The organism is Actinospineispora eucalypti, from assembly GCF_039543365.1.
Taxonomy (GTDB): Bacteria; Actinomycetota; Actinomycetes; order Mycobacteriales; family Pseudonocardiaceae; genus Pseudonocardia; species Pseudonocardia eucalypti.
This window is the reverse complement of record NZ_BAABJP010000018.1, coordinates 69,205-82,420: the sequence shown is the minus strand read 5'-3', so window position 1 is coordinate 82,420 and position 13,216 is coordinate 69,205. Positions and strand designations below refer to the sequence as shown.

At 70.7% G+C, this 13,216-nt stretch carries 12 protein-coding genes and 2 tRNA genes; 5 read left to right on the top strand and 9 right to left on the bottom strand.

The window, feature by feature from the left end:
• Positions 1-867 carry an NUDIX domain-containing protein gene (locus ABEB12_RS19915; RefSeq protein WP_221497642.1) on the top strand — a complete coding sequence of 289 codons (867 nt, stop codon included), beginning with the start codon at positions 1-3 and terminating at the stop codon, positions 865-867.
• A gap of 206 nt (positions 868-1,073) precedes the next feature.
• Here the strand turns inward: ABEB12_RS19915 and ABEB12_RS19910 are convergent, their stop codons facing one another.
• From ABEB12_RS19910 to leuC, 3 genes are all read right to left on the bottom strand, one after another.
• On the bottom strand, positions 1,074-1,622 hold the full coding sequence (locus ABEB12_RS19910; RefSeq protein ID WP_185060240.1) for an HU family DNA-binding protein: 549 nt from the start codon (positions 1,620-1,622) through the stop codon (positions 1,074-1,076).
• A 101-nt stretch (positions 1,623-1,723) separates the two neighbouring features.
• On the bottom strand, positions 1,724-2,335 hold the full coding sequence (gene leuD / locus ABEB12_RS19905) for a 3-isopropylmalate dehydratase small subunit (RefSeq protein ID WP_185060239.1): 612 nt from the start codon (positions 2,333-2,335) through the stop codon (positions 1,724-1,726).
• Positions 2,335-3,747 (bottom strand): 3-isopropylmalate dehydratase large subunit, encoded by a 1,413-nt coding sequence (gene leuC, locus ABEB12_RS19900; RefSeq protein ID WP_185060238.1) that lies wholly within the window; start codon positions 3,745-3,747, stop codon positions 2,335-2,337. The genes leuD and leuC overlap by 1 nt, the downstream gene beginning before the upstream one ends.
• Positions 3,748-3,794: 47 nt before the next feature.
• Between leuC and ABEB12_RS19895 the strand changes: the two genes are divergently transcribed.
• Positions 3,795-4,496 (top strand): IclR family transcriptional regulator domain-containing protein, encoded by a 702-nt coding sequence (locus ABEB12_RS19895; RefSeq protein ID WP_185060237.1) that lies wholly within the window; start codon positions 3,795-3,797, stop codon positions 4,494-4,496.
• Positions 4,497-4,913: 417 nt separating this feature from the next.
• Here the strand turns inward: ABEB12_RS19895 and ABEB12_RS19890 are convergent.
• A tRNA-Glu gene (locus ABEB12_RS19890) sits at positions 4,914-4,986 on the bottom strand.
• A gap of 27 nt (positions 4,987-5,013) precedes the next feature.
• Positions 5,014-5,085 (bottom strand) — tRNA-Gln (locus tag ABEB12_RS19885).
• 310 nt (positions 5,086-5,395) lie between these two features.
• Here ABEB12_RS19885 and ABEB12_RS19880 point away from each other — a divergent pair.
• Positions 5,396-6,634 (top strand): FAD-dependent oxidoreductase, encoded by a 1,239-nt coding sequence (locus ABEB12_RS19880; RefSeq protein WP_185060236.1) that lies wholly within the window; start codon positions 5,396-5,398, stop codon positions 6,632-6,634.
• Here the strand turns inward: ABEB12_RS19880 and cimA are convergent.
• Positions 6,577-8,241 (bottom strand): citramalate synthase, encoded by a 1,665-nt coding sequence (gene cimA, locus ABEB12_RS19875; protein WP_185060235.1) that lies wholly within the window; start codon positions 8,239-8,241, stop codon positions 6,577-6,579. The two genes, ABEB12_RS19880 and cimA, sit on opposite strands and share 58 nt — an antisense overlap.
• A 237-nt stretch (positions 8,242-8,478) precedes the next feature.
• On the opposite strand from cimA, the gene ABEB12_RS19870 reads away from it, so the two are divergent.
• Both ABEB12_RS19870 and ABEB12_RS19865 read left to right on the top strand, forming a co-directional pair.
• A complete protein-coding gene (locus ABEB12_RS19870; protein WP_185060234.1) occupies positions 8,479-8,790 on the top strand; it encodes an EthD family reductase in 312 nt (103 codons plus the stop codon).
• A gap of 50 nt (positions 8,791-8,840) precedes the next feature.
• A complete protein-coding gene (locus ABEB12_RS19865; RefSeq protein WP_345702963.1) occupies positions 8,841-9,239 on the top strand; it encodes an NlpC/P60 family protein in 399 nt (132 codons plus the stop codon).
• Between the two features lie 26 nt (positions 9,240-9,265).
• On the opposite strand, the gene ABEB12_RS19860 is transcribed toward ABEB12_RS19865, so the two are convergent.
• The 3 genes from ABEB12_RS19860 to ABEB12_RS19850 all read right to left on the bottom strand — a co-directional run bounded on the left by ABEB12_RS19860 (position 9,266) and on the right by ABEB12_RS19850 (position 13,007).
• A complete protein-coding gene (locus ABEB12_RS19860; RefSeq protein ID WP_185060233.1) occupies positions 9,266-10,312 on the bottom strand; it encodes a 3-isopropylmalate dehydrogenase in 1,047 nt (348 codons plus the stop codon).
• A 218-nt stretch (positions 10,313-10,530) separates the two neighbouring features.
• Complete coding sequence (locus ABEB12_RS19855) at positions 10,531-11,145, bottom strand: class F sortase (RefSeq protein ID WP_345702962.1); 615 nt, start codon at positions 11,143-11,145, stop codon at positions 10,531-10,533.
• Positions 11,142-13,007, bottom strand: a complete 1,866-nt coding sequence (locus tag ABEB12_RS19850; protein WP_185060232.1) for a hypothetical protein — start codon at positions 13,005-13,007, stop codon at positions 11,142-11,144. The genes ABEB12_RS19855 and ABEB12_RS19850 overlap by 4 nt, the downstream gene beginning before the upstream one ends.
• Between the last annotated feature and the right edge of the window lie 209 nt (positions 13,008-13,216).

The following is a 13,216-nucleotide window of genomic DNA, read 5'->3' as shown; positions in this document are numbered from 1 at the left end:
ATGCCCGAGGTGCTCGCCGCCGGCGCGGTGCTCTGGCGTCCCTCTCCCGAGGGTCCGAGCGAGGTCGCGGTGGTGCACCGGCCGCGCTACGACGACTGGTCCCTGCCCAAGGGCAAGCTGCACCCGGGCGAGTCCTTCGCCGCCGCCGCCGCGCGCGAGGTGCTGGAGGAGACCGGCCACACCGTTCGGCTGGGCGCCCGGCTGGGCGACACCAACTACCGCGTCGAGCAGGGCGAGAAGGTGGTGCGCTACTGGGCCGCCCTGGCCGCCGGCGGCGCCTTCGAACCGAACGACGAGGTGGACCAGCTGCGCTGGCTCGCCCCGGACGCGGCCCGTTCGTTGCTCAGCTACGCCCACGACGTCGGGGTCCTGGACCGGTTCCAGGCCATCGACCCGCCGTCCGAGCCGTTGCTGCTGGTCCGCCACGCCAAGGCCGGCGACCGGGCGAGCTGGGAGGGTGACGACCGGGTGCGCCCGCTCACCGACAAGGGCCGCGAGCAGGCCGCCGCGTTGTCCCAGTTCCTGGCGCTGTTCGGCCCCACCCGGGCCTACTCCGCGCCGCCGGTCCGCTGCGTGGAGACGCTGCGCCCGCTCACCGAACCGCTGGGCCTGGCGATCGGCGACGAACCGTCGATGAGCGAGCACGGGTACGCGGCCGACCCGGAGGCCGGGTTCGCCCGGCTGCTCGAGCTGGCCGCCGCGCCGGGGGTGGCGGTGGTGTGCAGCCAGGGCGCGGTCATCCCCGACCTGATCACCCGGCTGACCGGCCAACCCGACCCGCCCGCCCGCAAGGGCAGCACCTGGGTCCTGACCACCCGCCCCGGCCTCCCGGTCACCGCCGACTACTACCCCGACCCCTACGCCTGACCCCCAACGCCCACCAGGTACCGCGAGTCGGGGATTTAGGTACGGCGAGTCGGGGATTTGGGTACAGCGAGTCGGGGATTTGGGTACAGCGAGTCGGAGATTTAGGTACGCCAAAGCGCGAGGCCGCGCGCACGCCGAGCACGACCCCGGCGCCACGTCGCCGGAACACCACGCCGCACTCCAATGCGGCGCCGCGGTGCCGCAGGCTACTTCTTGGCCTTCTTCTTCCCGGCGTCCTTACCCTTGGCGTCCTTCGCCTTGGCCCCCTTGGCCGCCTTGCCGTCCTTGGCCGGCTTGGCGTCCTTGGCCGCCGGCTTGGCGGGCTTGGTGGCCTTGCCGGACTTGGGCGCCTTCGCCGCCTTGCCGTCGGTCGCCGCCGGGGCATCCTCGACCGGGGTCCTCGGCGCCGGCGCGGCGGCGGCCGGCGCGGCGGCGGGCCGGGTGCGCGGCCGGGACGGCGCGGGCTCGCCGAGTTCGCGCGCCCCGCTCACCACGTCCCGGAACATCGCGCCGGCCCGGAACCCGGGGATCGCCGCGGCCGGCAGCTGGATCACCTCGCCGGTGCGCGGGTTGCGCCCGGCCCGGGCCGCCCGCTCGCGCCGTTCGAAGACGCCGAAGCCGGTCACCGTCACCGTCTCGCCGGCCTGCACCGCACGCACGATGACGTCCACCAGCCCATCCAGGGCCTCCGCGGCCGACTTACGGTCCCCGTCCAAACGTTCGGCGAGCGCCGTCACGAGCTCAGCCTTGTTCACCGTGTGATCCCTTCCCAGGTCCCCGGTCGCTGTCTGCCGAGGAGATCCGGGCTACGGTAGAACCCAGGCCAGGTAAAACGCCAGCGGCTCGCCGGCCCGGGTCACCCGGATGAGCCCGCCTCAACCGGCTCGGTGCGCGGGAACCAGGCCGGCCTGGCCGCCTCGAACCGGTCGATCGCCGCCACGTTGCGCAGCGTGAGCCCGATGTCGTCCAGACCCTCCAGCAACCGCCAGCGGGTGTAGTCGTCCACCGAGAAAGGCACGGTCAGGTCCCGTGCGGTGATCGTCTTCTCGGCCAGGTCGACGGTCACCTCGGTGCCCGGGGAGTTCTCCAGGAGCTTCCAGAGCAGCTCGACGTCGTCCTGGCTGCACTGCGCGGTGAGCAGGCCGCCCTTGCCGGAGTTGCCCCGGAAGATGTCCGCGAAACGAGAGGAGATCACCACCCGAAAGCCGTAGTCCATCAGCGCCCAAACGGCGTGCTCCCGGGACGAACCGGTGCCGAAGTCCGGGCCGGCCACCAACACGGTCCCCCGGGAGAACGGCTCGGTGTTGAGGATGAAGCTCTCGTCCTGGCGCCACGCCGAGAACAGCCCGTCCTCGAAGCCGGTGCGGGTCACCCGCTTCAGGTAGACCGCCGGGATGATCTGGTCGGTGTCCACGTTGGACCGGCGGAGCGGGACGCCGATGCCGGTGTGCGTGCTGAACGGTTCCATCAGTCCAGGTCCTCCGGGCTGCTCAGGGTGCCCCGCACGGCGGTCGCGGCGGCGACCAGCGGCGACACCAGGTGCGTGCGACCGCCCTTGCCCTGGCGGCCTTCGAAGTTGCGGTTGGAGGTGGAGGCGCTGCGCTCCCCCGGCGCCAGCTGGTCCGGGTTCATGCCGAGGCACATGGAGCATCCGGCGGACCGCCACTCCGCGCCGGCTTCGGTGAAGACCTCGTTGAGGCCCTCCTTCTCGGCCTGGAAGCGCACCCGCATCGAGCCGGGTACCACCAGCATGCGCACGCCGTCGGCGACGTGCCGGCCTCGGATGATCTCGGCGGCGGCCCGCAGGTCCTCGATCCGGCCGTTGGTGCAGGAGCCGACGAACACGGTGTCCACGGAGATTTCGCGCAGCGGGGTGCCCGCCTCCAGCCCCATGTAGGTCAGCGCCTTCTCGGCGGCGATCCGCTCGTTCTCGTCGGCGATGCGCTCCGGGTCCGGCACGCTCGCGCCCAGCGGCAGGCCCTGGCCCGGGTTGGTGCCCCAGGTGACGAACGGGGTGAGCGCGTCGGCGTCGATGTCCACCTCGGTGTCGAACACCGCGTCCTCGTCGGTGCGCAGTTCCTCCCAGGCGGCCACCGCGGTGTCCCAGTCGGCCCCCTTCGGCGCGTGGTCGCGGCCCTTGAGGTAGTCGAAGGTGGTCCGGTCCGGCGCGATCATGCCGGCCCGCGCGCCCGCCTCGATGGACATGTTGCACACCGTCATCCGGGCCTCCATCGAGAGGTTCTCGATGACGTTGCCCCGGTACTCCAGCACGTAGCCCTGGCCGCCGCCGGTACCGATCTGCGCGATGATGGCCAGCACGACGTCCTTGCTGGTCACGCCGGGCCGCAGCCGGCCGTCGGCGCTGTTCACGTTGATCGCCATGGTCTTGAACCGCTTGAGCGGCAGCGTCTGGGTGGCCATGACGTGCTCCACCTCGGAGGTGCCGATCCCGAACGCCATCGCGCCGAACGCGCCGTGGGTGGAGGTGTGGCTGTCGCCACAGACCACGGTCATGCCGGGCTGGGTCAGTCCCAGCTGCGGGCCGACCACGTGCACGATGCCCTGCTCGGCGTGGTTCATCGGGTAGAGCGGCACGCCGAACTCGGCGCAGTTGCGGCGCAGCGTCTCCACCTGGGTGCGGGACACCGGGTCGGCGATCGGCAGCTCGACGTCCTTGGTGGGCACGTTGTGATCCTCGGTGGCCACGGTGAGGTCCGGGCGGCGGACCTTGCGGCCGGCCATCCGAAGCCCGTCGAACGCCTGCGGGCTGGTCACCTCGTGCACGAGGTGGAGGTCGATGTAGAGCAGGTCCGGCTCGGCGCCCTCTCCCTGGCGCACCAAGTGCCCGTCCCAGACCTTCTCCGCGAGCGTCCGTCCCATCTGCTTCCTCCTGGACTTCCCAGAATTTGAGAAGTTAGTATCGGTTCGTGAGACAGCATAGCGGTATCGGCGTGTTGGACAAGGCGGTCGGGGTGTTGTGGGCCGCCGCCACCGAACCGTGCGGTCTCGCCGAGCTGTGCCAACGCACCGGGCTGCCCCGGGCCACCGCGCACCGCCTGGCCGTCGGCCTGGAGGTGCACGGCCTGCTGCACCGGGACGCGGACGGCCGTTGGCGCCCCGGCCCGGCGCTCACCGAGCTGGCCGCCCGTTCCGGCGACCCGCTACTGGAAGCCGCGTCGGCCGTGCTGCCCCGGCTGCGCGACCTCACCGGGGAGAGCGTGCAGCTCTATCGCCGGGACGGAATGCAGCGTATCTGCGTCGCCGCCTCCGAGCCGGCAAGCGGCCTGCGCGACACGGTGCCGGTGGGCACCCGGCTGTCCATGGGCGCCGGCTCCGGCGCCAAGGTCCTGGCCGCCTGGGCCGACCCCGCCACCCAGCGCGCCGTCCTCACCGACGCCACCTTCACCGAGCGCACCCTCCTGGAAGTGCGCCGCCGAGGCTGGGCACAAAGCGTCGCCGAACGCGAGTCCGGCGTCGCCAGCGTCTCCGCCCCCGTCCGCAACCTGGAAGGTGAAGTCGTCGCCGCCGTCTCCGTCTCCGGCCCCGTAGACCGAATCGGCCGCCGCCCCGGCGCCCGCTGGGCCGCCAACCTCCTATCCGCCGCCGAAGCCCTCCAACAACGCCTCTAACCCACCCACCCCCACCTGATTCAGTCACTTCAGCACGGTGATTCAGTCGGTTTGGCAGGGTGGTTCAGTCACTTCAGCAGGATGGGGACCTCAAGGATCACCCCAGCCAACCCACCTCGGGCGACCCGCCGGTAAAGCCGACTTCGACATCGAGCATCACCCGCACCCGCCAAACCGACCGAATCACCCCGCTGAAGTGACTGAACCACCCTGCCAGAACGACTGAACCACCCTGCTGAACCGACTGAATCACCGTGCTGAAGTGACTGAATCAGGTGGGGGTGGTTGAACGCGCCCGGCGGAGGGGGTGCCGGGGGGCGCAGCCCCTCCGGCCCGGGGCGCGGGGGTTGGACCCCCGCAGTGAAATGCGAAAGAGCCCTGCTCGCGTACTCCGCGAGCAGGGCTCTTTCGGCTCTGTAGCCCCGACGGGATTTGAACCCGCGCTACCGCCTTGAGAGGGCGGCGTCCTAGGCCGCTAGACGACGGGGCCGAGGGATATCGAATTGCTCCGTATCCGCTGGGGTACCAGGACTCGAACCTAGACTAACTGAACCAGAATCAGTCGTGCTGCCGATTACACCATACCCCACTACCTTGGAGCCCCGTTCCCGGTGCTCCGTGCTGAAGCAATGGTAGCCGACGCCACCCGGAGACCCCAAACCGCCACCCCGGATCGACTTGATCAGACCACTGAGCTGGGCTTATGCCCAGCCACCCCGGCGCGCCGAGCGCCCCGAGCCCGGGACCACCCCATGAGCCGAAATGCACCGAATTGACCCCCGAACAATTGCCCGGCCGGCTGCCGGGCCGAGCGTGACGAGCGTCTCAGCATTACCCGTCTAACCAACCGGCCATTTCGTATGGCATAATTCAACTAACGTTGAAAGGAGGCGATCGCAATGCCGGAGACCGGATGTGTGGTGGTCGGTGGCGGGCCGGCCGGGATGGTGCTCGGCCTGCTGCTGGCCAGGGCGGGCGTGCCCGTCACGGTGCTGGAGAAGCACGGCGACTTCCTGCGCGACTTCCGGGGCGACACCGTGCACGCGTCCACCCTGACACTGCTGGACGAGCTGGGCCTCGGCGAGACGTTCGACAAGCTGCCGCACCGGATGGTGGACCGGGTCACCGCCGAGCTGGATGCCGGCAAGGTCGCGATCCGGCTGGACCACTTGCCCGGCCCGCACAAACACATCGCGTTCGTGCCGCAGTGGGACTTCCTGGAGATGCTCGCGTCAGCCGCCGAGACCGAGCCCACCTTCACGCTGATCCGGGACGCCGAGGTGATCGGGTTGGTCACCGAACGCGGGCGGGTCGTCGGGGTGCGCTACCGGGACCGGCGTCCGGACGGCGGCGGCCAGGAGCACGAGCTGCGGGCCGAGCTCACCGTGGCCTGCGACGGGCGTGGCTCGACGGTGCGCTCGGCCGCGCGGCTGCACCCCCGGGAGTTCGGGGTGCCGATGGACGTGTGGTGGTTCCGGCTGCCCCGCAAGGAGGGTGACCCGGTCGGCGCGCTGGGCCGGTTCTCGACGGGGCACGTGGCGATCATGCTGGACCGGGGTGACTACTGGCAGTGCGCGTACCTGATCCGCAAGGGTTCGGACGCCCGGCTGCGCGCCGCCGGCATCCAGGCGCTGCGCGACGAGTTCGCCCAGCTGGAGCCGTGGACCGCCGACCGACTGGACACGATCGAGACCTGGGACGACGTGAAGCTGCTCAACGTCAGCCTGAACCGGGTCAAGAACTGGGCCCGGGACGGGCTGCTGCTCATCGGGGACGCGGCGCACGCCATGTCCCCGGTCGGTGGGGTGGGCATCAACCTGGCCGTGGCCGACGCGGTGGCCGCCGCCCGGCTGCTGGCCGAGCCGCTGCGCGCCGGCCGGGTCCGGCTGGACGACCTGCGCAAGGTGCAGCGCCGCCGCTGGCTGCCGACGGTGTTGATCCAGACCGGCCAGCGGCTGGCCCACCGTTTCGTGCTGGGCCGCGCGCTGAGCGTCGCGCTGGCCGACCAGCCCAGGCCGAGCCGACTGCCACTGCCGTTCCGGCTGCTCGAGCGGTTCCCGGTGCTGGGCACCGTGCCCGGTTACCTGGTGGCGATCGGCCCGCTCCCGGAGCACGCGCCCGACTGGGCGCGCCGCTGACGGGCCCCGGAGGCGTAGGCGAGCGCGTCCACCAGGGCCAGCCAGGACGCCTCCACCACGTTGCCGTGCACGCCGACGGTGGTCCACGAGCCGGCCCGGTCGGTGGACTCCACCAGCACCCGGGTGACCGCGTCGGTGCCGTGCCCGGCGCCGTGCTTGGGCGAGAGCAGGCGCACCTTGTAGTCGGACAGTTCGACGTCCTCCAGCCAGGGGCAGGAAGAGGTCAGCGCCGCTCGCAGCGCCGCGTCCAGCGCGTTGATCGGGCCGTTGCCCTCCCGGGTGGCGATCACCCGCTCACCGGCGGCCCAGATCTTCACCGTGGCCTCGGCGATCACCTCGCCGTCCACGCCGCGGTCGATGATCACCCGGTAGGACTCCAGGGTGAACGGGGTCGCGGCCGGCTCGCCGAGCGCGGAACGCATCAGCAGCTCCAGCGAGGCGTCCGCCGCCTCGAAGGACCATCCCTGCGCCTCCCGGTCCTTCACCGTGGTCACCACCGAGGTGACCACGTCCGGGTGGCCGGCCAGGTCGAGGCCGAACTCGGCTCCCTTGAGTTCGACGCTCGACCTGCCGGCCATCTCGGTGACCAGCACCCGCTGTCCGTTGCCGACAACCGACGGGTCGACGTGGTTGTACAGCTCCGGATCCACTTTGATCGCACTCGCGTGCAGGCCCGCCTTGTGAGCGAACGCTGACGTCCCGACGTAGGCCTGGTGGGTGTCGGGAGCGATGTTGGCCAGCTCGGCCAACGCGTGCGAGGTGCGGGTGAGTTCGGCGAATGCCCCTTCCGGTAGGACGGGCATGCTGAGCTTGGCCACCAGGTTCCCGGTGACCGCGAACAGGTCGGCGTTGCCGGCCCGCTCGCCATAGCCGTTGGCGGTGCACTGCACGTGCGTAGCGCCGGCCTGCACCGCGGAGACGCTGTTGGCCACGGCGCACCCGGTGTCGTCCTGGCAGTGGATACCCAGCCGGAACCCGGTCCGCTCGGCCACCTCGGCCACCACCTCGGCGATGCGCAGCGGCAACATGCCGCCGTTGGTGTCACACAGCACCGCGACGTCCGCGCCCGCCCCGACCGCCGCGTCCAGCACGCCGACGGCGGTGTCCGGGTCGAACGTGTAGCCGTCGAAGAAGTGCTCCGCGTCCAGGAACACCCGGCGCCCCTGGGAGCGCAGGAACGCCACCGTGTCCGCCACCATGGCCCGGTTCTCCGCGACATCGGTGCGCAGCGCCCGCTCGATGTGCCGGCGGTCCGACTTGGCCACCAGGGTGACCACCGGCGCCTGGGAGTCCACCAGCGCGCGCACCTGCGGGTCGTCCTCCGCCCGCACCCCGGCGCGCCGGGTGGACCCGAACGCCACCAGCACGGCGTGCTTGAGCACCAGCTCACCGGCGGCCGCGCGGGCGAAGAACTCGGTGTCCTTGGGCAGCGCACCGGGCCAGCCACCCTCGATGAACCCGACCCCGAGCGCGTCCAGGTGGCGCGCGACGGCCAGCTTGTCCGGCACCGAGTAGCTGATGCCCTCGCGCTGGGCGCCGTCCCGCAGCGTGGTGTCGTAGAGGTGGAAGCCATCGCCCAACGGGGTTCCGGCGGGCTCTGTGCGCATTCGGACCGCTCCTGTCTGGACAAACACTGGGCTGGACAAACGCTGTGTCTTGACAAACAAAAAGACCCCCCGCGGGATGCGAGAGGTCTGCGCGTCGGGTGGTGGTGCTGGTTACCCGACGCGCCTCACGATAATGATCACGTGCTGAAGTGCCACGGAGCGGATGCTAGCACTAGTCCTGCGGGCGCCCGGCACCGGGGCCAAGATAGATCCACCAACTCGACGAGGAGAACCGCGTTGCACCAACTCACCGTGCTCTACAACCACCCGGCCGACCCGGCGGCGTTCGACAAGCACTACCGCGAGGTGCACGCCCCGCTGGCCGCGAAGGCACCCGGCCTGGCCGGCTACACGGTCACGTGGTGCCGGCCGGGTCCGGACGGGAGCAAGCCGGCCTACCACCTGATCGCCGTGCTGAGCTGGGAGACCGAGGAGGCGTTGAAGGCGTCACTGGCCAGCCCGGAGTTCCAGGCGGCCGGCGCGGACCTGCCCAACTTCGCCGCCGCCGGTGCGCAACTGATCTTCGGCGAGTCCGAGACGGTGGTCTGACCCGGGACTGGCCCACCCCGGCGGACGGCTGGCCCGGCTGGCTGTTCACCGTGCCGTACGCCGGGTGGGCCTACCCGGGAGCGCCGGCGCCCGGTCCGATCGAGCACGGCGCGAACTGCCAGCGCTACGCCTACGCCGTGCTCGAGCTGTTCGGCATCCGCCTGCCCGCCCTGCGCTCCAGCGACCTGTGGGCGGACACGGTGTACACCGACCGGGTGATCGGTCCGCCGCGGCCGCTGGACCTCTGGCTGTTCAACCGGTCGGCCGAGGCCTACGGGGCGCACGTGGGTGTCTGGCTGGCCGAGGGCCAGATCCTGCACCTGTGTCGCGCGGTCGGGCGCCCGGTGGTGTGGGCGCCCGACGACTTCGCGCGCGAGCCCTGGTACCGCGCCCTGGTGGGCGCAAAGCGACCGAACCACCCTGCTGAAGTGACTGAATCACCGTGCTGAAGTGACTGAATCGCCGGGGGTGTGGGTTAGGAGGAGACGTCGAAGGTGGCGGGGCGGCCTACCAGGGCGGCCAGGCGGTCGCCGATGGACTGGGTGTGGCCGGCGGCGCCGTGGTCGCGGGTGGCCAGGTCGAAGGCCACCGAGGCCTCGACCTTGCGGGCCGCTTCGGAACTGCCCAGGTGGTCCAGGAGCAGAGCCACCGAGAGGACAGCGGCCGTCGGGTCGGCGATGCCCTGGCCGGCGATGTCCGGCGCGCTGCCGTGCACCGGCTCGAACATGCTCGGGTTGCGCCGGCTGACGTCCAGGTTGCCGCTAGCGGCCAGCCCGATGCCACCGGTGACGGCGGCGGCCAGGTCGGTGAGGATGTCGCCGAACAGGTTGTCGGTGACGATCACGTCGAACCGGCCCGGGTCGGTGACCAGGTGGATGGTGGTGGCGTCCACGTGCTGGTAGGCCACGCCGACGTCCGGGTACTCGAGGGAGACCTCTTCCACGATGCGCGACCACAGGCCGCCGGCGTACGCCATCACGTTGGTCTTGTGCACCAGGGTGAGGTGCTTGCGCGGGCGCTTGGCGGCGCGGGCGAACGCGTCGCGCACCACCCGCTCCACGCCGTAGGCGGTGTTCACGCTGACCTCGGTGGCGATCTCCTGCGGCGTGTCCTTGCGCAGGTGGCCGCCGGTGCCGGCGTACGGCCCCTCGGTGCCCTCGCGGACCACGACCATGTCGATCTCCGGCGCATTGGCCAGCGGGCTGCGCACCCCCGGGTAGAGGCGGGCGGGGCGCAGGTTCACGTGGTGGTCCAGCTCGAAGCGCAGCCGCAGCAGCAGGCCGCGCTCCAGGATGCCGCTGGGTACCGAGGGGTCGCCCACCGCGCCGAGCAGGATCGCGTCGTGCTCGGCCAGCTCGGTGAGCACCGACTCGGGCAGCAGCTCACCGGTCGAGTGCCAACGCGCCGCGCCGAGGTCGTAGGTCGTCGTCTCCGTGCCGGGAACCACCTCCCCGAGCACCTTGAGCGCCTCGGCGATGACTTCCGGCCCGATCCCGTCTCCGGGAACCACCGCCAATCGCATTTTGCCCCTCCCATGTGCCTGCGCGGGCAGTCCAGCCAGCGGGGAACCGATGTCCCAGCGGCACGCTACCCGCAACCGCCATTCCGGTTCGCCGCTGGCCACCCATTGGAGTTCACCCTAAGTGGTGAAGATCGGCCCACTTCTTGGGTGAACAAGCGCCGACCCCGCCCGGACCAGGTGGTTTACCGGTCCGGACGGGGTCGGAAGGTACCGCTGAATCAGGCGACGGAGGTAAGCGTCCCCGACGCGATGATGTTGTCGATATAGCTCTTCGCGGCCCGGTTGAAGGCCCCGCCACAGGTGATCAGCCGGACCTGGGCGTCCGGCGTGTCACCGTAGACGAGCTGCGTCGGGAAGTTCCCCTTGGGGAACTGCTCGAGCTTGGTGATGGTGAAGACGGCGGTCTTGCCGTCCGCCCGCTTCACCGACACCTGGTCACCGGGCTTGAGCTCGTGCAGCCGGGAGAAAATTCCCGGCGTCCCGCCGCCGTTGATGTGACCCAGGATCACCGAAGGACCCTTGGCACCCGGCGTCGAGCTGAACTTGTACCAGCTGGCCTGCTTGGGCTCGCTGACCGGCGGCACGGCGGCCGTCCGGTCCGGGTTGAGCCCGAGCGCGACCAGGCTGGAGCTGGCACCGATCTTGTCGATGCGCACCTCCGTCGGAGCGGACGGGTCCAGCGGCGGAATCGCCGTGACCGGACCGCCGGTGATGGTCGGCGAGGAAAGCATGGGGCCGTCGTTGGGCCCCGGCTCCGCCTCGCTACAACCGGCCACCGCAAGGACCAGGGCCGCCCCGACCGCGACTACCGCCGCGCGACTCCAGTGCTTCACCGCTCACTCCTTCGCGTGCGACCGCCGTTGGTGATGCCAGCGCCGGTCAGGGTCAGCGCGCCAAGGCCGATCGGAGCGCCGACTGGTCCGCCGCCGGTCTCGATGCCGCCCTTGGGGTACACGCTCACGTACTCGCCGCCGTCCGGCGAGTCATCGTCGTCCTTGTCGCCCTCGCCCCGGACGAAGAAGTCCTCGGAAAGGGTGTCGTCACCACACCTGATCTTGATGGTGTGCTCACCGTAGTCGGCATCGTCCTCCACCGAGGTGGTGCCGCTCCACCGGTTCTCGCCGTCGCGGTCCAGCTCGATGTTGTCCAGGATTCCGTTGCCGTCCAACCGGCCGACGCCGTGCTCACAGCGCACGTGCACGTCGACCTCGTCGCCCCGGTTGCCGTAACCCGGGTCGAAGTCCAGCCACTGCGGGCCGTCGTTGTCGTCGTCGTCCTTGACCAGGAACCAGCGGCTCTGCGAGTTCCCGTCGCAGTACACGGTGACCCGGTGCCAGCCCTCGTCGGCGTTGTTGTCGACGTGGGTGGTGCCGCGCAGCCGGCCGCCCTCGCGGCGCAGGGTGATGTCCTCCAGCGCGTTGGACTCCAGGCGGGCGCGGTCGTCGCGGCAGCGCACCGAGGCGTCCACGTCGTCACCCTGGTAGCCGGAGCGGTCACTCAGCCAGAAGTCGTCCGGCCCGTGGCCGGGCCACTCCCCGTGGCCGTCCCGGTCCACCCGGAAGGTGTCCGTGGCCTCCACGGTCTTGCCGTTGTTGCGGCAGACCCGGCGGACGGTGTGCTCACCCTCGCGGGCGTTGTCGTCCACCCAGCCCCGGTTGCCCCGGAAGCTCACGTCGTCGCCGCGCAGCGACTCCTCGTAGCCGTCGTAACAGCCACCGTTGGCCCAGATGTAGTCACCGGGGCGGACCGTCCTCGGCGAGACCGAGAGGGTCGCCCTCGGGTCGCCGTTGCCCCAGCCGCCGTCCCGGGCGATCCGGAAGTTGTCGGTGGCGGTGACCCGCTTGTTGCCCCGGTCGGAGACGCAGACCAGGGTGACGGTGCGGTTGCCCTCACCGGCCCGGTCGTTGACCCGGCCGCTGTTGCCGTAGAAGTTCACATCGTCGCCGCGCAGCGACTCGATGCGCCCGTTCTCACAGCGCGGGTTGGCGGACAGGGTGTCGCCGGGGCGCACCACGTTCGGGTAGACCGACAGCGAGGCGCGGACGTCCTGCTCCGGTCCGCCGTTGCGGAACACCACGGTGAAGCTGTCGCTCGCGGTGGCGGTCTTCGACCCGTTCTCACAGATCAGCGTGACCGTGCGGCCACCGATCGGGGCGTTCTGGTCGACCCGCCCGGTGGTGCCGGAGAAGTTCACGTCCGACGAGGTGAGCGACCGGACCCGGCCGTTCTCACAGCGTGCGTCGGCGGTCACCGTCTCGCCCTGCCGGACCTGCTTCGGCGAGACCGACAGGTTGGCCTTCGGCTCCGGGATGGCGATCTCGGCCGCCGCGCTGCTGCTCGTGGTCGTCGTGGTGGTCGGCGCCGTGGTCGTCGTCGGCCGCTCGATCGGCTTGGGCGAGGGCTGCGGCTGCGGGGTCTCCCTCGGAGTGGTCGGGCGCGGGGTCTCCCGGGTGGTGGTCGGCTCCTGCGCCGGCCGTTCCTGCCGCGTGGTCCTGGGGGGAGTCGGGGTCTCCGTGTCCTGCTCCTGCTGACGCAGCGTGTTGGCGCGGGTGGTGGGCTGCTCCTGCGCCCGCTCCTGTTGCTGCTGCCGCGTCGTGGTGGTGGGCGGACTCGGGTCGTTCTCGTCGCTCTGGGCAAGCGCGACCGGTGCACTCCAGACCAAGGTCAGCAGTGCCAGCGTCGTGCTAGCCAGCATCGTGCGGACTCGCATGCTTCTCTTTCCCCTCACTGGGACCCGCTGGCGGGGTCGCCAGGGGCTCTCGCTCGGAGAAACCGCTGAGAAGGCCAGGAACGTTTCGGCTCGTTACCAAAACGTGATCTGATCCTTACTCCAACTGGATGATCCTCCGATGCTTCCGCATCAGAATTCTCACGAGACACTCATTAAGTGCAAACACATAACGC

Coding starts and splice junctions, on each gene's coding strand:
- leuD (WP_185060239.1), bottom strand. CDS start 2,335: ATGGAACCGTTCAGCACGCACACCGGCATCGGCGTCCCGCTCCGCCGG.
- cimA (WP_185060235.1), bottom strand. CDS start 8,241: ATGCGCACAGAGCCCGCCGGAACCCCGTTGGGCGATGGCTTCCACCTC.
- ABEB12_RS19880 (WP_185060236.1), top strand. CDS start 5,396: ATGCCGGAGACCGGATGTGTGGTGGTCGGTGGCGGGCCGGCCGGGATG.
- ABEB12_RS19850 (WP_185060232.1), bottom strand. CDS start 13,007: ATGCTGGCTAGCACGACGCTGGCACTGCTGACCTTGGTCTGGAGTGCA.
- ABEB12_RS19915 (WP_221497642.1), top strand. CDS start 1: ATGCCCGAGGTGCTCGCCGCCGGCGCGGTGCTCTGGCGTCCCTCTCCC.
- ABEB12_RS19860 (WP_185060233.1), bottom strand. CDS start 10,312: ATGCGATTGGCGGTGGTTCCCGGAGACGGGATCGGGCCGGAAGTCATC.
- leuC (WP_185060238.1), bottom strand. CDS start 3,747: ATGGGACGGACGCTCGCGGAGAAGGTCTGGGACGGGCACTTGGTGCGC.